Origin of the sequence: Paenibacillus sp. RC73 (assembly GCF_044908085.1) — a bacterium.
GTDB classification, from domain to species: Bacteria; Bacillota; Bacilli; order Paenibacillales; family Paenibacillaceae; genus Paenibacillus; species Paenibacillus terrae_A.
Genome location: NZ_JBIYCV010000001.1, coordinates 141,675 through 162,367 on the forward strand (window position 1 = coordinate 141,675; position 20,693 = coordinate 162,367).

Here is a 20,693-nt window from a genome sequence, read left to right on the forward strand (position 1 = left end):
TATGAAAAAAAGAGGATATCCGCCCCCTATTTGGGATGGATATCCTCTTTTTTTATGGATATCGTGTTACGTGTATAGCAGCACTTTCCCCGTACTTTTTCTGCTTTCAACCCACTGATGCGCCAACGCCGCCTCTTTTAACGGAAATCTTTCACTGATCTTGATGTCTAATTGCCCATTTTCCAATAGCTTGAATACTTGAACTGCAATTTCCCGTAACATTTCAGGCCGTTCTTTTCGGGTCGTGCTCAAACTAAATCCAAGAACAGAACGACAGCTTGCATGCAGATCGCTTGTTTGGAGCTGTGCGCTTCTTCCGCTGGAGTTACCAAACATCACCAAGCGTCCAAAATGAGCCAGACAGTTTAAACTTTTCTGCGTTATATCGCCTGCCACAGAATCTAAAATAATTTGAACGCCTTTGCCTGCGGTCAATTCATTGACTTTCTCCGCAAAGTCCTCTGTTTCGTAACAAATAACATGATCTGCACCTGCACTTAAGGCCACGGGAATCTTGTTTTCATTCCCCACCGTTCCTATGACCTTTCCTGCACCTAACAACTTGGCTATTTGTATCGCTGTTGTTCCTACGCCGCCAGCCGCCGAATGGATTAGTACAGCTTCCCCTCTGGTTAACCGGGCCACATCAGCAAGGAGCTTATAAGATAAGAAGGATACAATGCCGCTCGCTCCTGCTGTGTCCATATCCACACGATCAGGTAACACAAAAGTCAGATTTTCTTCTGCAACGATATACTCCGCGTACGAGCCATGATGTGGTAAGGCAATGACGCGTTGACCCACACGTATAGATTTCACATCAGCACCCACTTTTTCCACAATCCCTGATGCCTCCAGTCCAGGCAAAAAAGGTAGCTTGCCTTCCCCCTTCTTCCCGTATCTGGCTTTAATATCCGCATAATTAACACTGGTTGCGTGAACCCGGATTAACACTTGTGTGGATTGAAGGGATGGAATTTCAATATCTACATATTTCATGTATTCCGGCGATCCGAATTGTTCGACTATAATGGCCTTCATCTCTTCATTCCTTTCTCTCCAAAAAGTAATGTGATATCGTTACTACTTAAAAACGATGAGTTTGTTGCACGAACCTGTTTTCCACATATTCGACATGCGCTTTTTCATCTCCTTGCTATCCTGATGAACTCGTTCAAATTTTGCATAAAAAAAGTGCTCCCACTGATCTACGATCAAATGAAAGCACGTGTCTGCTATGCGATTACTTCTATTTTAAGGAATGAACTGCTGCACGATTTTAACGACCTTACCGTCACGCAACGTCACATGGTATGGAAATTGGCTGAGATCCAATACATCTTTTTTGGCAAAATCTTTTTCAAACTGTGCCAAAGGGATCGATTCATTCCATTTTACATCTGTATCTTCTATACGACCTGTATGATCATAAATTTGTACCTCTACCGAAGCATCTGGGGCAACCTGGTACACGTCATTTTGCACGGAATTATTCACGATGTAGTAACCGTCTGGTGCTCCGTCCAACCCTGTGTTTCCTTCATGCTCCAAGAACGCCTTGTCTGCTGCCTTACCTTCATACCATTCAATCGGATCTGCCGACAAATAGATTTGTCCGTTACGCATCTCCAATTGATTTATATATACGGTCTCCTGATTTTCAGCAGGTGTTACGGGCGTGTAGCCTTGTGCTGTTGCTCCCGCCGCCGTCATCAGCATCATCATTAAAGCCAATACTGTCCATTTCGAAGCTAGTCTCATCATGTCTGATCTCTCCTTACCGTCTGGGTATGTACACGGTGTCTGTAAGCTTCATTACCCTTATGCACTTACTATAAACGTTGTACGGTTAAAAAGTGTATCAGAACCATAAAAAAGAAGTTACGATTTTTTAAGACTTGGTCTTAAAACTTGCTTACATGTCTTATTTACAGCTTTTTATTTGATCAATCCGACCTGACGCGCCTGTTCTTCAGTGAGAATAAACTCTTCATTTTGCCACACCTCGTCCTCTTTGGTTACAGCGAACATACCCATGATCTCTGTCCAGATTCCTTTGTCGGCGGCTTCCTTTTGCGTAATGGTAATTTTCATATGATTTCCTCCTCCTTGTGTAAAATGTGTTTAATCGGCAGTTTTTGGTCTATGTGGCCCACTGCGCGAACAGATGGTTTCTCCGATCACTGTTGAAACCTGATTTTTTGAATTAGGTTCTTATGGTTAAAATCAAGTTCCAAAGGCGAACGCTATCACTTCTCCGAAATCCATCTGCCCGCTCCGTTACTCAGCTTATCTCTAGCACACCACGAACAAAACTACCGATATGAACAGCTCTCGTCTCTCCTAAAATGTATGCTTTTGATTAAGAAACTTCTAACACTTATGTTGATCTTACAATGCTCATCTTAAATTTACCCAAGGGATTCTTGTCCCACTTATAACATATGTACCCTTTTACTGCCGAGATTATTCGCTTCTTATTTGTAACCTTAAAATTTTATACATGTGATTTGTTATTTTTCATGGAGAATTCCTTTGCTTGCTCTATTCTTTAGTTAGAGTCTCCCCTAGTCTAATTAAAATAAGAAAATGACCCACATAAGTGAGTCCTAAACTATCAAGCTTCTATTTATCAATTAAGTTTACGTAATGATTAAGTATAGCAAAAGCAGGCATCCTAACAGCACTCCTTAACACTTGAGCAACCGCTTTCTTGCCCACTTCGTCATCATTTAAGCCTATAGATCCGATGACTTGACTAGAGAACTCCTGAAAGCTTAAAACAGTGGGATTCCCCCCCTCTTTTTGTTTTAAAAGAATCCTGGTGTTTTCTTTTAAAACAGAGTTTAAATTGTTGTACTGTTCACGGTTGAGCCCTTTAGAAATCACCCAATCCCATATTACATTTTCTTCGGGATTTACAGCAATCTGTCTCAACAAATCCACATACAGTTCAAGGCGATCGACCTTTTCCTGAAGGGTTTCACTCATGATATCGACCACCTTTTCTGTTTATTTTATAAGAATAAAAAAACCAGAATATTAGCCACTGATTTCCATGATGAATATACCAGCTTTTTCTGCGCTTTTCAACATAATTCAACAAATTATGTTTATATATTACAATATATCCATATTAAATATTGTTATATATCATATGAAATAGAAAATGACTTCTATAAAAATAGCCAGCTATAAAAAGAAAAACGGCCGCAGGTTTAACCTACAGACCGTAATTCTCAAGAATTTTCTATGAACAGTTACCCAGAAGCACAAAAGCAGCGGAGAGGACGGAATCGTTCTGAAGAAGCGTTAGCGTTCGCCTTTGTTCCCGGATTTCTACCCTTGAACATATAATCAAGAAATCCGGGGGCAACAGCGATCGGAAGAATGATCCGTCCTCGTAGCGGTCATTACCCGCATACCGTTTACCGTTACTCAGCCACCCAGCCTCTATCAAACTTTATACAGAAAAGTAAAAAGGTTGAACGCATACCGGCTTGGACACAGTTACTTGTTGTCCCGTGTAGGTCAGTCGTCCACTAGCCTTGTCCACTTTAAATGTAACGATGTTATTCGTATCGCGGTTTGCCACGAGCAGATGCTCGCCGTTTGGAGTCAAAGCAAAATGACGTGGATGCTCTCCTTCGGCAGAAACATGCTCTACCAGGCTCAGCTTGCCTGTTGCAGCGTCTACAGCGAACACTACGATGCTGTCATGCCCACGGTTGGAACCGTACACATAAGCACCATCCCCCGAAATAGCAATCTCAGCGGTTGTGTTTTCGCCCGTAAAATCAGACGGCAAAGTCGGTACGCTCTCAAGCTCGGTAAGCTTGCCTGCTTCTACGTCATACGCAAAAGAAGTAATGGAAGAATCCACCTCATTAATGACAAAAGCAAATTTACCGTTCGGGTGGAACGTCAAGTGACGTGGACCTGCACCTGCATGGGTTTTCGTTTCGCCATGAAGTACCAGTTGTCCTTTACTGTCATCAATGGTGTAGACACGGATCAGATCCAAACCGAGATCCTGTACGAAGAGGAAACGACCATCAGGGCTAAAGAAACTGGAGTGTGGATGCGGACGATCCTGACGCTCAGGATGCGCTCCCTTGCCCTCATGCTGTTTAACATCCAGCAACTCGCCGATACGGCCATCCTCGGTTAGAGACACCAGTCCCACCATTCCTCCGTGGTAGCTGACTACGATCAGGTAGCGATCGGATGGATCACGCTGAATGTGACAGGTTGTTGCGCCAACGTTTTCCGCCCGGTTAAGCAATGTAAATGTCCCTTTGACCGGATCAATTTCAAAAGCAGCAGCTTCGCCCACCTTCGCTCCAGTAGCAGAAGTCGTTTCTCCAATGGAATACAGCTTCCGGTTCTTCACGTCTACGTTCAGGAAGGTTGGATTTTTCAATCCGGAGAACTCATCCTGTAATGTAAGAACCCCTGTCTCTTCATTAAAAGTGTACGCATAAACTCCGCTGCCTTCCAATTCGGCGTAAGAGCCTGCGAAAACGAGCAATTTTTGTTGTGCTGTCATGGTTGTGTCCTCCTCAAATTAGAAAAATAATGGGCAATTGGAATGATTACTCCTGGTTCAAATAGCGCTAAGAGGCGCGTTCCACGACGGGCTCTGTAGATAAAGCTACATTTCCCGCTACGGCACGTGAGATCATGCAAGAGCTCTCTGCCTGCTCTGCCAGCCGCACTGCCTGTTCGATCTGCGATTCTGTCGCATCGGCGGCCAAATGAACTCGTGGACGATGGATAATTCGACGATATGTAAAAATATTGTTCGTTACATCGACAATCCCTTCGGATTCCAGCGCCAGTGAAGCCACCGTAAGACCAGCGCGCTCCATCATCGCCGCCAATGTAATCAAATAGCAGGTCGCGGCAGCGCCTAGCAGCATTTCATCCGGATTGGTACCCACACCGGGACCACCCATCTCTGCCGGGATCGAAATCGCTGTCCGCAGCTGTCCGGCCTCAATATACCCAGCGCTGTTGCGCCCCCCGTTCCAGTCTGCCTTGAGCAGAAAGGTATGCTCCATTTCAGGTCACTCCTCTCTCTTATATTATGAATCTTTATAGAGGTGAATGTAAAGGTTAGTCGATCTCCCGATTTTTCGTTTCGGTACCCAGCAACCATACCGCCGCCGCTCCAATCAGGATCGCTACGAAGAAAATGACAAAGATAGATTGTATCGCCATGCCCTGTCCAACCAGCATTCCGACCAGGAACGGTCCAATCACGCCACCGATACGACCAAACGCAGCCGCCATACCCACTCCGGTAGAACGGACAGCTGTTGGGTACAATTCCGGGGTATAGGCATACATGGCTCCCCACGCGCCGAGATTGAAAAAGGACAAGCAGATACCGGCAGCCAGCAGCATTCCTGCCGTTTCCGAGGTACCGAACCAAATAGCAGACACCGCCGTTAGCAGTAAATAGACGATCAGCACGAATTTGCGGCCCAGCTTTTCAATCAGATATGCCGCAGTAAAATATCCTGGCAATTGCGCCAGCGTCATGATCAGGACATACTCAAAGCTTTTAACCAGTTCAAAACCCTTCATAAACATAATGCTTGGCAGCCACAGAAACATTCCGTAATAGGAAAATACAACCGTAAACCATAAAATCCACAGCATGAGCGTGGACTTGCGGTTCGGCCCTGACCAAATGGAAGCCAGTCTTTCACGCAGTGGAAGCTTGACACTCTGCTGCTTGTATCGTGGTGAATCCTCTACCGCTTTGCGTAAATAAAGGGCGTACAGGGCTGGTACTGCGCCGAGAATAAAGGCCATCTGCCAGCCGTACTTTGGAATAACAAAATAGGCAATAAGCGCAGAAAGAATCCATCCCGCGGCCCAGAAGCTTTCCAACAAAACGACCGCTTTTCCCCGTTCCTGAACCGGCACCGATTCCGACACCAGCGTCGAAGCTACAGGCAATTCCCCTCCCAAGCCTACGCCTGCAATAAAGCGCAGCACCAACAGTACACCGAGCCCGGTCGCCAAAGCTGACAAGCCGCTTGCAATAGAAAAGATCAACAGCGTCCACACTAATATCGCACGCCTGCCGTAGCGATCAGCCAAAATCCCCGCTAAAGCGGCCCCAAACACCATCCCTATCGAATTCATCGCAGTCAACAGACCAATCTGCTCTGATCCCAAATGCCACTCCTTAGCCAGCGCTGCGGCTATGAACGAAAGCAGCCCAACGTCCATGGCATCAAACAGCCAACTGAGTCCTGCGCTAAACAGCAGCTTTCGCTTTTGGGATGGTGGTAATGAAGTCAATTCACTCATGATTCGCTCTCCCTTAAAAATGCATTATATATAGCCGTATATTCAGGTGTCTTGTCACCTGTAGCTTAGCATCTATTGTACCGCAAGCTCCCTCCATCTGCGAGCATTTTAAAGTAATAACATCTCTTGTTGCTGCTGTTGAAAGGAAAACGAAAAAAAGCGGAAGATTGCCTAGGGCAATTCTCCCGCCTTCTGGAACCTGCCACTTACCGGTTTTGGACCAGACCGATGATCGTCACCATGAGCACCAGCAGTTGGATGAGTGTATCGTTGCTCATTCCAATCGCCTCCATCCCATATGAGATACTCCTTCGGCCGTTTCCCCTCTCCCCGGATCATGACGCTTGTTCCCCAATACATACCTATGCAGGCGGCGGGAAGCTTATGATCTGTAGTGAATGAAAATTCTCCATATTCATTTAAGGCTTGATCCAGGACCATTGCAAATCCATTTCCTGAATGCATTCGCGGTTATCGTGTTCATCATTGGCGACCAGCGGGGTCACCGGATAGATGCTCATATCGCCCTGTTCATACGTGCACAGCAACGGTAGCAACTCATCTATGTTCTTAATGGACGGGTCCAGCCATGAATCCATATTCGAGGGTTCCAAAATGGCGGGCATACGTCCGTCAAATTCACGAATATCCGCATTGGCCTGCACCGTCATCATCGTACAGGTACGTAGCGGCTCCTTACGGCTATCCTGCCATACCTCATACAATCCCGCGACCGCAAACATTTTCTGTCCTGGCAACACCACCCGCACCGCACACATACGTTTACCAAGCTTTCGCCAATAATAAAAGCCGTTGCAAGGAATGACACAACGTCGGGTTTCGGCCATTTTGCGGTAACTCGGATTCACTCGTACCGTATTCAAATCGGCGTTGACACAATCCTTGCCCCAGTAGGGGATAAATCCCCAGCGAAATTCATCTAGCACCCGTTCCCCCTCCTGATGCAGCACGATGGGAACATGCTGGGTAGGGCTCATATTGTAACGTGTTTTATAATAATACATCACCCGTTGTATGCCAAAATGATCCCTTACCTCGTCCAAATCAGCCGATAACGAAAACCTTTTGCACATATGCTATTCATCCTTCCGCCTTCTTTTTCATCTATTGTGCGGTTATACAAGGAAAAATATGCATATAGCAAAAAAGCGCACGGCAAGAACATATAGTAATATCCCCGCAGTTTTGAAGCTACGGGGATCGATGCTAAGCTATATCGTTACTATTTCTTTTCTACTGCATGACCGCCAAATTCATTGCGCAGCGCGGCAACGACTTTCCCGTTGAACGTATCTGCATCCAGAGAACGGTAACGCATCAGCAGGGACAACGCAATAACCGGAGTAGCCGCCTGAATGTCCAATGCCTCCTCAACCGTCCATTTGCCTTCGCCGGAAGAGTGCATAACCCCGCGAATTTCATCCAGATTTGCATCCTTGGAAAATGCACGTTCGGTCAAGCCCATCAACCAGGAGCGAATAACGGAACCGTTGTTCCAAACGCGTGCCACTTGCTCATAATCGAAGTCAAAGCTGCTTTTCTCCAGCACTTCAAAGCCTTCACCAATGGAGGCCATCATACCATATTCCACACCGTTGTGAACCATTTTGAGAAAATGTCCGCTACCGGATTTACCTGCATACAGATAACCATTTTCAACTGCTGTATCGCGGAAAATAGGCTCAACAAACGCCCATGCTTCCGGGTCGCCGCCAATCATGTAACAAGCGCCACTACGTGCACCTTCCATACCACCGGAGGTTCCGGCATCCATGAAGCTGATACCGTATTCCTTCAGACGGGCATGACGAGCAATCGACTCTTTGTAATGAGAGTTACCGCCTTCAATAATAATGTCCCCTTTGGACAAAATCGGTTGAAGCTGATCCAGCACGGAATCAACAATTTGATGGGGAACCATAATCCACAGTACTCTTGGGGATTGGGTCGCCTGCACAAGCTCTTCCAGTGTGGAAGCACCTGTAGCACCGTAATCCTTCATTTCTTGAATCGCTGCTGCATTGACGTCGTAAGCGACAACTTCATGCTTGTGATCGATCAAGTTTTTTCCGAGATTCAAGCCCATTTTTCCCAAACCGATTAATCCAACTTGCATTGTAAAGGCCTCCTGCCGTAGCAAAAATATATTCTCAATGTAGTGATGTGTACATGCTTACGAACGAACAACCGCTTTTTCAGAACGTTCTGACTTTTGATCCAGCCACCATGTAAAGCCCTGTTCCTCCAACAATTGGTCAGAAGCCTCTGGACCGTAGGAGCCTGCCGCATACGTATGAAGCGGAACTTCGCCGCGAGCAAAAGCTTCCAGCACTGGCTGTACCCACATCCATGAAAGCTCAACTTCATTCCAGTGAGCGAAATAGGTGGAGTCGCCGCGCAGCGCATCAAAGATGAGGCGCTCATAAGCTTCCGGTACATCCTTGGCCTCTGATGTGTAATTCATCAGCACCGTCTCCAGTTGACCATTATTCAGTGGGTCCTTACTGTTCAGACGCAGTGTTACCTTTTCATCCGGATTCACATGAATCGTAAGCAAGTTCGGCTCGGAAGGCTGTCCTTGAGCCGCATACGGGTCTGTGCTATCCTTTTTAAATTCCACGACGATACGTGTAGATTTTTCCTTCATGCGTTTGCCTGTGCGAATATAGAACGGCACACCTGACCATTGCTCATTGTCAATCCACAGACGAGCTGAAATGAAAGTATCATTTTGTGAGTCCGGTCCAATGTCCGGCTCTTCTTTATAGGAAGGAACTGTTTTTCCGTTAATCTCACCGTTCGTGTATTGGCCTCTCACCACGCTGGAAGCAATATCGGAAGGATCGAGCGCACGCAACGCCTCCATAACCTTGCTTTTTTCGTCACGCACCTGATCTGCCGTTACATGTCCCGGCTTATTCATAGCCGCCATCATCAGCACTTGCAGCATGTGATTCTGCACCATGTCCCGAATAGCTCCGGAGTGATCATAATATCCTGCGCGTTCCTCGACGCCTACAGTTTCGGAAGCGGTAATTTGCACATTGGCAATGTATTGATTGTTCCACACACCCTGAAGCAAGGGATTAGCAAATTTCAAGGCTTCCAGGTTTTGCACCATCGGCTTACCGAGGTAATGGTCAATACGATAAATTTCATCCTCAGCAAACGTTCTGCTTAAGCGATCATTCAGCTCACGTGCAGATTCCAGATCATGTCCGAATGGTTTTTCGATAATAAGCCGTTTCCAGCCCTTCGTTTCAGCCAAACCGCTTTCCCGGATGTTGAGGGCAATCACATCAAAAAATTCCGGTGCCACCGATAAGTAAAACATGCGGTTCCCCGGAATTCCCAAGTCATTTTCACGTTGCTCAGCAAGCTGTAACAGCTTTTTATAATCTTCCGGGTGATTGACGTTCAATGCACTGTAGCGGAAAGCGCTCAGGAACTGATCCATCTGTGCACGGTCATTATTCACGTATCTGGAAAAATCCTTAATGGATTGTTCTACGTTACTTTGAAACTGTTCGTCAGCCACTTCACGACGCCCCATACCAATTACAGAAAAGGAAGCCGGAATTTTACCTTCTACAAACAAATTATACAAGGCAGGGTAGATTTTACGTTTAGCCAAATCCCCTGTCGCTCCAAATAAGACAAAAGTCATTGAATCCATAAATTATTCCTTCTTCCCATTATAAAAGATGAGGTTATTAAAAGTTACCTGAGGAATTAACGTAACCTATAATACACCCAAAATAAGGGGCAAGTCAATCAAATTTTAGCGAAATCGTGAACATTCGATATTTCCTGTAATGATAACGTTTTCTGTGGTATGATTGACGCAAGGAATGAGGAAAAACTGTTAAAAATGTCACAGTTGACACAAACCAAGATAGTTACTATTGGTATACAGAGTTACTTTTAGTATACTGTTTAAAACAACCAATGAAATTGAGGGGATTCAGATGAGCGACGACAGGCAGCCTAAGCTTTTGTGCGGCAAGGTGGAACAGTCCTTTCAGATCATCAGCAAAAAATGGACCGCTCTCATCATCCATACTTTGATGGAACATCCCAAACGATTCAGTGAGATTCATGTTTCCATACCTGATCTTAGCAAACGTATGCTGAATGAACGTATTAAGGAGTTGGAGCATAGCGGCCTGATCCTTCGCAATGTCATTACAGAGCGGCCCGTGCGTACCGAGTATTCGCTGACACGCAAGGGTAAGGAGCTCGGTGATGCATTGAATGGCGTAGAGAGCTGGGCCGAAAGATGGCTCTAACCGCTAACAGGAGATCGTCATACACGGTCTTCTGTTATTGTGTTACCCTTTAGGAATCGTAATACAGGCTATAATGTGAAAATAATGGTACGCCTACCCGGCAGCTCATGATTTCGGAGCGAACCAAGAAAGGATGAGACCGATGGCATTTGGCATTACCCGGCAGGAGCTTTCAGCTTGGAAAAGAGAGGTCAGTCGCGGTGAAATTGCTTTTCTGACGCATTACTGGCTGGATGACCGCTTTCCAGGTATTACAACCGTAACCAAGGTGGGGTGTTCCAATTTGGACAAGTTGCGTTTATGGTGCAGCAATAATGGATTGGATCCCCAATATATTCACCAGCGTCAGCCCTATCCCCATTTTGACCTGATCGGCAACAAACAAACGGAAATTTTGCGCAAGTATGGCATGAACGAGCAATTGGAGCGCTTCGGCCTTCATCTTCACACAGGTATATGTCCACCATTTTAAACCGCAGTTCCTAGAGCTGCGGTACTTTTGTTTTCATACCAGATAATACTTTGTGTATCCAGATCGCTGACATCGCTCCTTCTCCCATCGCGACAGTCGCTTGCTCGGCATGGGCCCCCAAATCTCCGGCTACCCATACATTCTCTACATTGGTCATTTTGCTGCGGGGGTGAGTCTCAATATGCTTGTTATCCAGCAAGTGCACGCCCAACTGCTCGGCCAGCTCTGAATGGACTTGGTTGCCTCCAAAGGCCAAAAAGCCCCGCTCCGCCCGAACAACCTCTCCATTAGCCAGCCGAACTCCTTCAAAATGTCCCGGTTCCCCGATCATGATCCTGGAAATGGCTTCCTCCTTGTATCCTATTCCTTTCTCGCGCAGCTTCATCATCAGCTCGTCCGGCACCTCTGAACGCTCATGGTTTACATAAACCAGGTGGTCGGTACGCGCCGATAAAATCAGAGCCATGGAAGCTCCGGCTTTTCCCGCCCCCATCACGACCGTACTGCGATCCTGAACCTCGTATCCGTCACAGTCCGGGCAGACATACACGCTATTGCCCAAGCAGGCCAGAAGCCCCTCCAGCTTTGGAAAGCGATCGGTCAGCCCCGTTGCCAGCAGCAGCGTCTTTGAGGAATACACCGTTCCCTCTTCCACTTGAATGGCAAAAAGCTCATCTCTCTTGGCAGCTTTCACCGCCTTACCTTCAACAAATTCAGTGCCTAGCTTCGTGGCCTTATTACGTCCAAGCCGTCGCAGCTCCTCACCTGAAATCCCATCAGGAAAGCCCAAAATATTATGATACTGATGGCACAACGTGGAACGACCATAGCCCGAATCTATCACCAGAACCCGATGGCTGCTATATCTTCCCAATTGAATGGCTGCTTGCAGCCCGGCAATCCCTCCGCCAACAATAATGCAATCGTATGGCATATATTTTTCCTCCCTCATCAATAACACCTATGTAACCCTCTCATACAAATTTAAACGTAGCATCACCCGCTTCCGCCTGAATTAACCCCTGAATCATCCCGTTCACAAAAAAGTACATATCCAGAAGCTCACTCCTTAAAAATGGAATGTCAAAAAGCACTGTGGGTATCCACAGTGCTTTGATCAGGCGAGCATGAATCGTCGTTGCATTGTCTGGCTTATTTAAACGTTTTTACGCGTTCTTCAACAGGTTGGAATTCTTTTTCACCTGGTTGGAATGTCGGTTTACCGAATGGCAATTCAGCAATCAGTTTCCAATGCTCAGGAATGTTCCATTCATTTTTCACTTTTTCGTCGATCAAAGGATTGTAATGCTGAAGGGATGCGCCCAGTCCTTCTTGCTCCAGAGCTGTCCATACCACCAATTGCAGCATACCGCTGGATTGGTTAGACCAGATTGGGAAGTTGTCCGCATAAGCTTCAAATTGTTGTTGCAAACCAGCCACTACATTGTTGTCTTCAAAGAACAATACAGTGCCATAGCCGCTACGGAAGCCGTTCATTTTCTCAGCAGTAGATTTAAATTGCTCTTCATTGCCTACAACTTCGCGCAAAATATTTTCTGTAATATTCCACAATTTGTCGTGATGCTCTCCGAGCAGTACAACTGCACGTGAAGTTTGGGAGTTGAAAGAGGTAGGTGTATATTTAACAGCTTCCTCTACAATCTCTTGAATCCGTTGGTCGGAAATTACTTGTTCTTTGCTAATACCGTAATAGGAGCGTCTTTCTTTCAGAGCTGCGAAGAAATCTTTAGCCATTTTTGTTACCTCCTGAGAAAAATTAATTACTTTTCGTAACTAAATATATATTGTATTTGTCTTAAAGTCAAGAGATTTCTTTTTAAATATTACCAGTTCCTTGATTCATGATGGGCCAGCATTGTATTTTTTCTCACTGGAAGAGGTATGCTTGGTGACATCCTTATCTTTTTCCTCCTGACGTTCCATCTTAAATCCTCTACGGGAATGGCCTCTACCGTCTGTTCACTTTCAAATCGGTCGAACAAGCTCTCCTGCTCCTTCGGATACTGCTCAGGGTGATCCCGATTTTCGCTTCCCTCCCTATCGGATTGGTGTCCACAGTATACTTTTACCTTTCAGGTCAGGGATTAAACGCAAAAAAAGAAAATCTCCGCAAAGATTTTCTCTACTCACGTTCTTGTTTATAGTTTATTGTTGAATTATTGTGAACTGGATTCCCCTGTACACTCATGAAAAAGATGTGGTTTCAGCTTCTCTCCTGCAACAAGCTTCTGCACCAGTTCTGTGCCCGCAGCAGGCGTCATCTGACCATACCAGTCCCCTTGAGGGTATACGATAACAACCGCAGCATCGTGACAACGGCCATTACAACGAGTTCTGGTCGTATGAATATAAGCTTCTGCGTTTTGTTCACGGATTTCATCCCGAATTGCTTGTGTAACTTCTTCACCTTCATGCCGCATACACGTGCCTCCATTACAGATCAACACATGATGCTTCATCGGTTCCAATTCAAAAATAGCCATAGCTTCCCCTTTAATCAACGGTTGTTGGTTTATTCATGCTTATCTGGATAAAGTACAAGCTGTGCTTCCATCTGCCCGGCTTCAATCGTCAGCACGATAAATGAATATTCGTCCTCGCCGCGCTTGTCTGTCGGAGATCCGGGATTGAGGACAAGCAGGCCGTCCAACTTTTTGACAACCGGAATATGCGAATGTCCGTAAATCAGGCAATCCAGTGTTTCTCCCTTAAACGTATTCAACGCGATATTCTCTGTCGAGCCGCGCCAGCCGTGACCGTGAACCATACCGATCCGTTTACCCTCGACTTCAACGATTCTTTGATAGCCCAGACGCTCTACGATGTCTACTCCATCATTGTTTCCGGCAATCCCTTGCACAGGTGCAAATTCGGACAGCCTTTCAAATACGAACCAGTCCGTCCAGTCTCCGGCATGGAGAATGAGGTCACTGTCTTTTAGCTCCTGTACAAGCCGACCAGGAAGCGCTTTGCCTCGGTGCGGCATATGAGTATCTGAAAGTACGATGATTTTCATTGCAATTCTCCTTACCGGCGTCTTTACACGGATGAACTCTGCTGCCCAACCCGCTGCTGAAGCGCCTGCTCCAGATCCCGCAGCGTTACTGTCTCGAAAAACGCTTGTATTTTCTGCTCTGCCAAGGTATATAATCCGTCCAGCAAAGCGTCGATGTTCTTGCCTACCTCGCAATTATGATTGCTGTCACCATGGATAGCGAACAGCGGGCCGTCGTCTTTGGTCGCTTCATATATCATTTTAAGATTAATATTGGAACTGGACATGCTCAGACGAAAGCCGCGTGCTCCTGGTGAGGAATCAACCAGACCGGCTTGCTTGAGTCGGCTCATGATTCTTCTCACAACCACCGGATTCGTATTGATACTGGAAGCGACAAGTGTCGAAGTCATCCGCTCCGGCGCTCCTTCAGCCAGAAGAAGCAGACAATGGATACTAACGGAAAAATGGGTACTCATGTTAACCACCTTTATATGTGTGCCTCATTAAATGTTTGTGTACACATGCATAGTCCCATCATACCACAATGAGAGGCACCGACACAGCGCTTACTGCGCCTTACTCCGGAAAATAGTCATTTTCAGGGCGTACTCGCACCTTTAGCTGGCGGACGCTATACTCCAGTTGCTTAACGATGTCCTCCAGTTGGCGTCGGTCAAGTGCGTTATAATCGGCGGCAGGCTTGGGTGCGTTTTTCAAATCACGTATGGTTGCCTGCTGCTCCTGCCACTTGTCCATCAGATCGGCTATGTTCGCATAGAAGCGTTCATAATCCTTTATCACTTCATCCAGAAAGGCGTCCACCTCATCAGGATCATAGCCACGCATTTTATTTTTAAACTGTTTTTCATGAATGGAGAGCGCGTCCAGCTGAATCCCCAGTTGCTTAAACAACTGCTTTTGCTTTTCCAGACGACGCTTCATATGTTCATCCATCGGTTATTCCCTCCTTAACACACTATTCTTTTTATATCACATTCTAGGCTGGGAATAAAAGTCTCTGCTGATTGCCCAGTCCTGTGAGCGGGTATAGAAAAGTATAAAGAAGCGATTAATGCGCCACTAAATCCAACCTTCAGCCTATACTTAGAACACCTCAAGTGAATTTGATATTATTCTTCCATTCTCAATTCACTGTGTCATTATCTAGTTTTTACAAAGTCCCTAGACCAAAACATGAGCGATGCAGAGTACTCGATAGAAGGTGGAATCAACTATAGAGCACTCCCTTTCAAGCATTTCCTCGAATAATGTCGCCCAACAGAAACGCCCGCACCCGCTCAGAGGGTACGGCAATGATAAGATTTTCTTAACATTACTCCAACGTGTCTCTAGTCCTGCACCAAAGAGAGCTTCAAGACATTGCTTTCTGTACGGAAGAACTGGTAGGGCATATAACCCAGTTATTGGATAATCTTGAGGCTGGAATCCTGGGATAACCCGTCCGCCTTTAAATAAGAACAGAACGCCTGCAAGGCTTCTCTTACCGATTCTACCACCGCGTCCGTTACCTCATACCCTTCCTCCCACCACCAATTCTTGATCCGCAGTGGCTCGGTCCCCCGATGCATATCCGGTTCAAATCGGGCGACAAGTTGATTTCCATAAAGAACAGGAAGAACATAGTACCCGTATTTTCGCATGGAGACTGGCCTGTATACTTCCCAGCTATATTCGAAATGAAAGAGATCTTTGATTAATTTCCGATCCCATAACAGATTGTCGAGCGGAGCAAGGAAATGGACCGTCTTGTTAAAATCCGATTTCATATGGTTGTAAAATGTAACATCCTCAGTTTTCATATAAAAAGTTTCCTTTATACCTGCCACCTTGACCTTGCTCAGTTCACCCTCTTCAAACAATTCGTGTAAAATTTTAGTTCTCAAAGGCTTATCCGAGACGAAATGGCCCAGCCAGCCTCCTCCGTTCCGATCCCAATAGGCTCCAATACCTCCAATCCTTCTCTTGAAATACCATTTATAAAAATCATGATCATTCTCGAACGGATCTATTTGGTCCAGAATTTCTTTGGGCAAAAGCTTCTCGGTTAAATCGTATATTTTCTGGGTGTTTTTTTTCTCTTTAACCGATAAAGTTCCTGCGTTCCACATGTAATCCATCGCTGCGCTGGACAGTTTGCCATGCCCCCATCGTCCATTCTTCGCATTTCCTAAATCCAACTTCAGAGGTGAGGCGGGACCGTGACTCTCTATAAACATTTTGACCTCGTCCACATATTGAATAGCTTCCAGCGACTGTCGATATGCCAATATTCCTTCCATCTCTCTCACCTTACTAGCCCTGAGTCTTTGGAAAAATGGCCAGTCTTCTACCGAATAGATCGACATCATTTTATCCCAGCCATCAATCAATTTTTGTTTGCCGTACAACAGATGTTCCAGTATCACAGGATCGTAATTGCTAAATCGGGATTGCAGCATAAGATCCGGATTACGGCCGACCATGTTAAGAGGATCATATTGGATACACCCTACTTTTTTGATAAAATCGACAATAACCACTTCGTCCGCTAGGGGCTTCAGTGACGTCAATCCTTGATAGGCGAGCAGATACGCTCGCATCTCTTCCTGGGATACTTGAATCTCCTCCATGACCTTTCCTTCCTTCTCTTCTTGTCTCTCATACTGATCGAGTCGCGACGGCGGTCCTAGAATACAGTACGTCCAATTAGCCTGCCACAGCCGCCAAATGTTATGTCAAAGATTACGTTGAACATATGTAATTTGTTGAATAATTTACACTTACCTGTAGCGTATGTATTCGTTCATCTAAAAAAGCAGCTTGTCCCTGTGACAGGCTGCTTTTTTACGCTTTCTGAGGACTGTTTATCCGGTTTATCCGATCTCTACCCGTTTCCGGCTGCGGGACGACTCGATACAAGCGTCGATCACCTTCATATTGCTTACAGCGTCTTCGGGTTCATACGGCAACGGAACACCGTCAAGCACCGCTTTGGCAAAAGCATCCGCTTGTAGCTCAAAGGAATTGTAACCTTTAAGTCTTTCCTCGCGTGTAACCGAACCGACATGGACGAAAATTTGCGGGACGACAGATGATCTTTCCCAGCCGAACATTTTAGGCATCGCAATCGTCCCTTTGCTACCCAGAACCTCCATATTGGAACGGTTTGCTGCCCACATGCCACAATCGAAGGTAAGGTTCACCCCGCCCGGAAATTCCAGCAGGCCGGATGCCATCATATCCACATTGTCATGCTCTGGTGAAAATAAAGCATGTACTGTCACCGCCTCCGGCTCCCGATCCAAATACATACGGGCCGCCGAAATCGGATATACGCCTGCATCGTACAACGATCCACCGCCCATGCTTTTATTGAAGCGTACATTATCTGCCTGATCGGCATTGTTAAACGTAAATGTGCAATGCATGCCGCGAATGTCACCAATTTCCCCGCTATTGATAATTTCCTTAATTCTTCGATGCTTCGGATGATAGCGATACATAAAAGCTTCTGCAAAAATGACTCCTGCACTTTTACAGGCTTCAATCATGCGGCTTGTCCCGGCTGAGCTAAGAGAGGATGGTTTTTCGCACAAAACGTGCTTCCCCGCTTCCGCGGCCCGGATCGTCCACTCTTCATGCAGATGGTTCGGCAACGGGATGTACACCGCCCCGATTTCAGGATCAACCAACAATTCCTCATAGCTTCCATAGCTTTTAGGAATATCGAACTCCTGGGCGGCCTCAGCGGCTTTATCCGCATTGCGACTAGCAATCCCAAGTACTTCTCCGCGTTCGGATTGCTGAATTGCCGGAATTACAGCAATTTTGGCAATCTCCGCAGTGCCTAAAATTCCCCATTTCAGCTTTCTACCCATCATTCTCATCCTTTCGTGGTCAGGAATAGTTGTCTTGTTCCGCTTTGTGCAGCATACCTAAGCAACGGTCCAAATCGGTTTTGACCTGCTTCTTGTACAGTCGCGCTTTCTCCTCCCCATCATCTGTAAAATGATAAAGTACAATTTCCTGAAAATCTACGCGGGGATCTGTTCCTTTTAACCGTTTGGTACGGTAAAAAACGCCCTCCTGCACCAGCTCGTGCAGCGCCCGATAGACCTCACTCTGAGGCGGAACATATCCAAAGCCACTAAACTCATCCTTCATCGATTCGAGCATCTGATATCCATAACCGCGATGCTTCTCCACCATTGTGATCAGATAAATTTTGATAAAAGCCCGCTGGGATATCATAAACGCCATTTCACGGCCTCCTCTTCACACCATTCTCTTATATCTTACCTTCCATTATAAACCACTCAGCGCCTATACACTAATGATAGGGGGATTTTCAAGCTCTTCCTTGTGACCTGTTTGAAGTTGGCGGGAGATATAAAATAAAGCGTTGTGAGATAGTCGGCGAAGTGGCGGTCTGTGATCTATCTTTTTCTATTATGAATTTTTCATATATTGAAATAATATAATTAAGACTAAAAAAATAGAGTTACAGATTACGATGACTTACTTAATTTCTTTAAGGCATCCGTATCGTTACTTGTCAAAACAGGAATACATTCTGTTATTTTTTGGATATCCCAGTTCCACCATTCTAGTGTATTGAGTAGTTCAATCGTTTCCTCGTCAAACCGATAACGAATTAATTTTGCCGGATTTCCACCTACAATAGAATAAGGCAAGACATCTTTAGTCACCACGGCATTGGATGCAATGATCGCTCCATTTCCTATATGGACTCCAGGCATAATGGTAGCATTGTAGCCTATCCAAACATCGTTCCCAACCACGGTATCCCCTTTGAAACCTCCACTTAAATTGGGTAAACCAACTTCCCACTCTCCACCAAACGCTCCAAAAGGAAAAGTGGTAAATGCATTTGTATTGTGATTTGCACCATTCATAATAAATTTGGCCCGGGTTGCAATTGAGCAAAACTTACCGATTTTTAATTTATCCCCTATAAAATCAAAATGGTAAAGGACGTTTTTTTCAAAATCCAGAGGATTATGTTGGTCGTCATAATAGGTATAATCCCCGATTTCGATATGTGGATTAACCACTACATTTTTCAAAAAACACAGACTTCTAATACTTTTCATCGGGAAAACGCTTCCTGGATCTGGACCACTCATTTAGCAACACCCCTATAATGTTATAGATTCACCTTAAATGAAAAGGCACGTCCAAGTCTAACAGTATGCATACCATTAAACAAATGGAGAAAATAAAAGATATCCCTTGGCCTAGTTACATGGGCTTCGGGATACTTTTTGAGAAAATATGTGATTGGGATTACCCAATCAGGCTTGCTTATGCAAGGCTGGCGGACCTCCGGCCGGGCGTGGACGAATCCGAAGCCCCACAATCCATTTTCCCAGAGGCAGACGTGCCAACAGCCACGTGCCCACAACGGAAAAGACCATACAAAGGACAAACGAAGCCAGTGTGCGAAGAATCAGGCTCCAGTCTGCAAACAACGCCTCGTCAAAAGAGTACGTGACACGCAGCATAAAGGCGTGCATCAGATACGCTCCATAGGACAACGTCCCGATGGCAGTCAGCAACCCCGCCACACGCCCGCCCTTATGAGCGATCCACGTCGCCACACGGTAAGCAACAAAAATAGACGTGACACAATATACAGCCATGACCGGACGCAGCAGAGACAAGTAGTTAAAGGAAAGAACCGTGCCTCTCGGCGTCTGAAACAGACCGATCATCTCATACAGCAAGTAGCCTGTAATTACAATAAACAACGGCCAGTATATGATTTGAGCCTTGGTTACCCAAGCATTCCAGCGCCGGACATTCATCCCGGCTGCCGCGCCTAGCACAAAATAAAAGAAAAAGTAAATCACATTACGGTCAGCATAGATGGTGAACCAGGAAGTAACCACCGAAAGCTGGAGCCCATCCATCAATCGGTACATCGGCCCCACTGCGAACATGAGCATGATGTACAGCACGCCGACTCCAGCCAATGCAGCGGGTCGCCATGCTGACGGCAATAACGCTGACAAACGGCGGACAGCATAACGAAACACTGGAAATAGCACATAACACTGGATAATCATCACGATATACCACAGATGATAGCTGCTTTTCCCATTCAAAAGCTTCTGGAAAAAATCTAGCGGGTGAAGATGCCCTCCGCTTTGAACAAGCTGATTTCCCAATTCGTATAAAAGAGACCATATGATATAAGGCACGATGATGTCCATGAACCTTTTACGTAAAAAAGTTCCGTACTTTAAAGCTCCATCATAATTGTAAAATAACACCATCCCGGTGATAAACACAAACACGGGAACCGCAAATTTGGAACACAGCAGTAAAAGTGTCATCAAAACTCCGTCCTGGATGCGCGCCCCCTGCGCAACCGCAAAATGTGCGACGGAATGCTGAAGAACAACGGCGGCAAACGCCAGCCCTCTTAGCAAAGCGACTTCGGAAATTCTCTCTTTTTGACTCATGTCACTCTCCTGTTACATCTAGCAATATATAAGTCTATTATAACGACAATTCTGTAAAAATACACAGAAGGATAAAC

Annotated in this window: 24 protein-coding genes and 1 pseudogene; 2 read left to right on the forward strand and 23 right to left on the reverse strand. The window is 45.8% G+C overall.

Features of this window, described 5'->3' with window-relative positions:
* Positions 1-66: 66 nt before the first annotated feature.
* The 11 genes from ABH897_RS00640 to zwf all read right to left on the reverse strand — a co-directional run bounded on the left by ABH897_RS00640 (position 67) and on the right by zwf (position 10,024).
* A complete protein-coding gene (locus ABH897_RS00640; RefSeq protein WP_283655735.1) occupies positions 67-1,041 on the reverse strand; it encodes a quinone oxidoreductase family protein in 975 nt (324 codons plus the stop codon).
* Positions 1,042-1,254: 213 nt separating this feature from the next.
* Positions 1,255-1,764 (reverse strand): hypothetical protein, encoded by a 510-nt coding sequence (locus tag ABH897_RS00645; RefSeq protein ID WP_283655734.1) that lies wholly within the window; start codon positions 1,762-1,764, stop codon positions 1,255-1,257.
* Between the two features lie 174 nt (positions 1,765-1,938).
* A complete protein-coding gene (locus tag ABH897_RS00650) occupies positions 1,939-2,094 on the reverse strand; it encodes a hypothetical protein (RefSeq protein ID WP_283655733.1) in 156 nt (51 codons plus the stop codon).
* A gap of 531 nt (positions 2,095-2,625) precedes the next feature.
* Positions 2,626-2,991, reverse strand: a complete 366-nt coding sequence (locus tag ABH897_RS00655; protein WP_283655732.1) for a hypothetical protein — start codon at positions 2,989-2,991, stop codon at positions 2,626-2,628.
* 472 nt (positions 2,992-3,463) lie between these two features.
* Positions 3,464-4,549, reverse strand: a complete 1,086-nt coding sequence (locus ABH897_RS00660; protein WP_283655731.1) for a lactonase family protein — start codon at positions 4,547-4,549, stop codon at positions 3,464-3,466.
* 67 nt (positions 4,550-4,616) lie between these two features.
* On the reverse strand, positions 4,617-5,063 hold the full coding sequence (locus ABH897_RS00665; protein ID WP_283655730.1) for an OsmC family protein: 447 nt from the start codon (positions 5,061-5,063) through the stop codon (positions 4,617-4,619).
* Between the two features lie 55 nt (positions 5,064-5,118).
* Positions 5,119-6,327 carry an MFS transporter gene (locus ABH897_RS00670; RefSeq protein ID WP_404590950.1) on the reverse strand — a complete coding sequence of 403 codons (1,209 nt, stop codon included), beginning with the start codon at positions 6,325-6,327 and terminating at the stop codon, positions 5,119-5,121.
* Positions 6,328-6,498: 171 nt separating this feature from the next.
* Positions 6,499-6,768, reverse strand: coding sequence for a hypothetical protein (locus tag ABH897_RS00675; RefSeq protein WP_137062855.1), 270 nt, complete (start codon positions 6,766-6,768; stop codon positions 6,499-6,501).
* Positions 6,747-7,421: an SOS response-associated peptidase gene (locus tag ABH897_RS00680; protein ID WP_283655728.1), complete on the reverse strand. Its 675-nt coding sequence runs from the start codon at positions 7,419-7,421 to the stop codon at positions 6,747-6,749. The genes ABH897_RS00675 and ABH897_RS00680 overlap by 22 nt, the downstream gene beginning before the upstream one ends.
* A gap of 149 nt (positions 7,422-7,570) precedes the next feature.
* On the reverse strand, positions 7,571-8,464 hold the full coding sequence (gene gnd, locus ABH897_RS00685) for a phosphogluconate dehydrogenase (NAD(+)-dependent, decarboxylating) (RefSeq protein ID WP_192510466.1): 894 nt from the start codon (positions 8,462-8,464) through the stop codon (positions 7,571-7,573).
* 57 nt (positions 8,465-8,521) lie between these two features.
* Positions 8,522-10,024 (reverse strand): glucose-6-phosphate dehydrogenase, encoded by a 1,503-nt coding sequence (zwf, locus tag ABH897_RS00690; protein WP_283655727.1) that lies wholly within the window; start codon positions 10,022-10,024, stop codon positions 8,522-8,524.
* Between the two features lie 292 nt (positions 10,025-10,316).
* Between zwf and ABH897_RS00695 the strand changes: the two genes are divergently transcribed.
* Positions 10,317-10,637, forward strand: a complete 321-nt coding sequence (locus ABH897_RS00695) for a winged helix-turn-helix transcriptional regulator (protein WP_044645595.1) — start codon at positions 10,317-10,319, stop codon at positions 10,635-10,637.
* A gap of 142 nt (positions 10,638-10,779) precedes the next feature.
* A complete protein-coding gene (locus ABH897_RS00700) occupies positions 10,780-11,109 on the forward strand; it encodes a hypothetical protein (protein WP_283655726.1) in 330 nt (109 codons plus the stop codon).
* A gap of 10 nt (positions 11,110-11,119) precedes the next feature.
* On the opposite strand, the gene ABH897_RS00705 is transcribed toward ABH897_RS00700, so the two are convergent.
* From ABH897_RS00705 to ABH897_RS00760, 12 genes and pseudogenes are all read right to left on the reverse strand, one after another.
* Positions 11,120-12,043: an NAD(P)/FAD-dependent oxidoreductase gene (locus ABH897_RS00705; protein ID WP_283655725.1), complete on the reverse strand. Its 924-nt coding sequence runs from the start codon at positions 12,041-12,043 to the stop codon at positions 11,120-11,122.
* 218 nt (positions 12,044-12,261) lie between these two features.
* Positions 12,262-12,864 carry a nitroreductase family protein gene (locus ABH897_RS00710; RefSeq protein ID WP_283655724.1) on the reverse strand — a complete coding sequence of 201 codons (603 nt, stop codon included), beginning with the start codon at positions 12,862-12,864 and terminating at the stop codon, positions 12,262-12,264.
* A gap of 105 nt (positions 12,865-12,969) precedes the next feature.
* A pseudogene (locus ABH897_RS00715) lies at positions 12,970-13,154 on the reverse strand (hypothetical protein); the annotation flags it as partial.
* A 132-nt stretch (positions 13,155-13,286) separates the two neighbouring features.
* Positions 13,287-13,613, reverse strand: coding sequence for a (2Fe-2S) ferredoxin domain-containing protein (locus ABH897_RS00720; RefSeq protein WP_283655723.1), 327 nt, complete (start codon positions 13,611-13,613; stop codon positions 13,287-13,289).
* A 29-nt stretch (positions 13,614-13,642) separates the two neighbouring features.
* Positions 13,643-14,146 carry a metallophosphoesterase family protein gene (locus tag ABH897_RS00725; protein ID WP_404590952.1) on the reverse strand — a complete coding sequence of 168 codons (504 nt, stop codon included), beginning with the start codon at positions 14,144-14,146 and terminating at the stop codon, positions 13,643-13,645.
* A 23-nt stretch (positions 14,147-14,169) separates the two neighbouring features.
* Positions 14,170-14,604: an Rrf2 family transcriptional regulator gene (locus ABH897_RS00730; protein WP_283655721.1), complete on the reverse strand. Its 435-nt coding sequence runs from the start codon at positions 14,602-14,604 to the stop codon at positions 14,170-14,172.
* A gap of 100 nt (positions 14,605-14,704) precedes the next feature.
* Positions 14,705-15,082 carry a DivIVA domain-containing protein gene (locus ABH897_RS00735; protein ID WP_044645601.1) on the reverse strand — a complete coding sequence of 126 codons (378 nt, stop codon included), beginning with the start codon at positions 15,080-15,082 and terminating at the stop codon, positions 14,705-14,707.
* A gap of 467 nt (positions 15,083-15,549) precedes the next feature.
* Positions 15,550-16,758 carry a DNA glycosylase AlkZ-like family protein gene (locus ABH897_RS00740; protein WP_283657836.1) on the reverse strand — a complete coding sequence of 403 codons (1,209 nt, stop codon included), beginning with the start codon at positions 16,756-16,758 and terminating at the stop codon, positions 15,550-15,552.
* A 243-nt stretch (positions 16,759-17,001) separates the two neighbouring features.
* Entirely contained in the window at positions 17,002-18,006 is a 1,005-nt protein-coding gene (locus tag ABH897_RS00745) for a Gfo/Idh/MocA family protein (RefSeq protein ID WP_404590954.1), read from the reverse strand.
* A 19-nt stretch (positions 18,007-18,025) separates the two neighbouring features.
* The gene (locus ABH897_RS00750) at positions 18,026-18,388 is read right to left on the reverse strand and encodes a replication termination protein (RefSeq protein ID WP_014281229.1); all 363 of its coding nucleotides are present in this window, start codon (positions 18,386-18,388) and stop codon (positions 18,026-18,028) included.
* A 248-nt stretch (positions 18,389-18,636) separates the two neighbouring features.
* Positions 18,637-19,275, reverse strand: coding sequence for a CatB-related O-acetyltransferase (locus ABH897_RS00755; protein ID WP_404590956.1), 639 nt, complete (start codon positions 19,273-19,275; stop codon positions 18,637-18,639).
* Positions 19,276-19,443: 168 nt separating this feature from the next.
* A complete protein-coding gene (locus ABH897_RS00760) occupies positions 19,444-20,616 on the reverse strand; it encodes an acyltransferase (protein WP_404590959.1) in 1,173 nt (390 codons plus the stop codon).
* Positions 20,617-20,693 lie beyond the last annotated feature (77 nt).

Coding starts and splice junctions, on each gene's coding strand:
- ABH897_RS00640 (WP_283655735.1), bottom strand. CDS start 1,041: ATGAAGGCCATTATAGTCGAACAATTCGGATCGCCGGAATACATGAAA.
- ABH897_RS00645 (WP_283655734.1), bottom strand. CDS start 1,764: ATGATGAGACTAGCTTCGAAATGGACAGTATTGGCTTTAATGATGATG.
- ABH897_RS00650 (WP_283655733.1), bottom strand. CDS start 2,094: ATGAAAATTACCATTACGCAAAAGGAAGCCGCCGACAAAGGAATCTGG.
- ABH897_RS00655 (WP_283655732.1), bottom strand. CDS start 2,991: ATGAGTGAAACCCTTCAGGAAAAGGTCGATCGCCTTGAACTGTATGTG.
- ABH897_RS00660 (WP_283655731.1), bottom strand. CDS start 4,549: ATGACAGCACAACAAAAATTGCTCGTTTTCGCAGGCTCTTACGCCGAA.
- ABH897_RS00665 (WP_283655730.1), bottom strand. CDS start 5,063: ATGGAGCATACCTTTCTGCTCAAGGCAGACTGGAACGGGGGGCGCAAC.
- ABH897_RS00670 (WP_404590950.1), bottom strand. CDS start 6,327: ATGAGTGAATTGACTTCATTACCACCATCCCAAAAGCGAAAGCTGCTG.
- ABH897_RS00675 (WP_137062855.1), bottom strand. CDS start 6,768: ATGGTCCTGGATCAAGCCTTAAATGAATATGGAGAATTTTCATTCACT.
- ABH897_RS00680 (WP_283655728.1), bottom strand. CDS start 7,421: ATGTGCAAAAGGTTTTCGTTATCGGCTGATTTGGACGAGGTAAGGGAT.
- gnd (WP_192510466.1), bottom strand. CDS start 8,464: ATGCAAGTTGGATTAATCGGTTTGGGAAAAATGGGCTTGAATCTCGGA.
- zwf (WP_283655727.1), bottom strand. CDS start 10,024: ATGGATTCAATGACTTTTGTCTTATTTGGAGCGACAGGGGATTTGGCT.
- ABH897_RS00695 (WP_044645595.1), top strand. CDS start 10,317: ATGAGCGACGACAGGCAGCCTAAGCTTTTGTGCGGCAAGGTGGAACAG.
- ABH897_RS00700 (WP_283655726.1), top strand. CDS start 10,780: ATGGCATTTGGCATTACCCGGCAGGAGCTTTCAGCTTGGAAAAGAGAG.
- ABH897_RS00705 (WP_283655725.1), bottom strand. CDS start 12,043: ATGCCATACGATTGCATTATTGTTGGCGGAGGGATTGCCGGGCTGCAA.
- ABH897_RS00710 (WP_283655724.1), bottom strand. CDS start 12,864: ATGGCTAAAGATTTCTTCGCAGCTCTGAAAGAAAGACGCTCCTATTAC.
- ABH897_RS00720 (WP_283655723.1), bottom strand. CDS start 13,613: ATGGCTATTTTTGAATTGGAACCGATGAAGCATCATGTGTTGATCTGT.
- ABH897_RS00725 (WP_404590952.1), bottom strand. CDS start 14,146: ATGAAAATCATCGTACTTTCAGATACTCATATGCCGCACCGAGGCAAA.
- ABH897_RS00730 (WP_283655721.1), bottom strand. CDS start 14,604: ATGAGTACCCATTTTTCCGTTAGTATCCATTGTCTGCTTCTTCTGGCT.
- ABH897_RS00735 (WP_044645601.1), bottom strand. CDS start 15,082: ATGGATGAACATATGAAGCGTCGTCTGGAAAAGCAAAAGCAGTTGTTT.
- ABH897_RS00740 (WP_283657836.1), bottom strand. CDS start 16,758: ATGGAGGAGATTCAAGTATCCCAGGAAGAGATGCGAGCGTATCTGCTC.
- ABH897_RS00745 (WP_404590954.1), bottom strand. CDS start 18,006: ATGGGTAGAAAGCTGAAATGGGGAATTTTAGGCACTGCGGAGATTGCC.
- ABH897_RS00750 (WP_014281229.1), bottom strand. CDS start 18,388: ATGGCGTTTATGATATCCCAGCGGGCTTTTATCAAAATTTATCTGATC.
- ABH897_RS00755 (WP_404590956.1), bottom strand. CDS start 19,275: ATGAGTGGTCCAGATCCAGGAAGCGTTTTCCCGATGAAAAGTATTAGA.
- ABH897_RS00760 (WP_404590959.1), bottom strand. CDS start 20,616: ATGAGTCAAAAAGAGAGAATTTCCGAAGTCGCTTTGCTAAGAGGGCTG.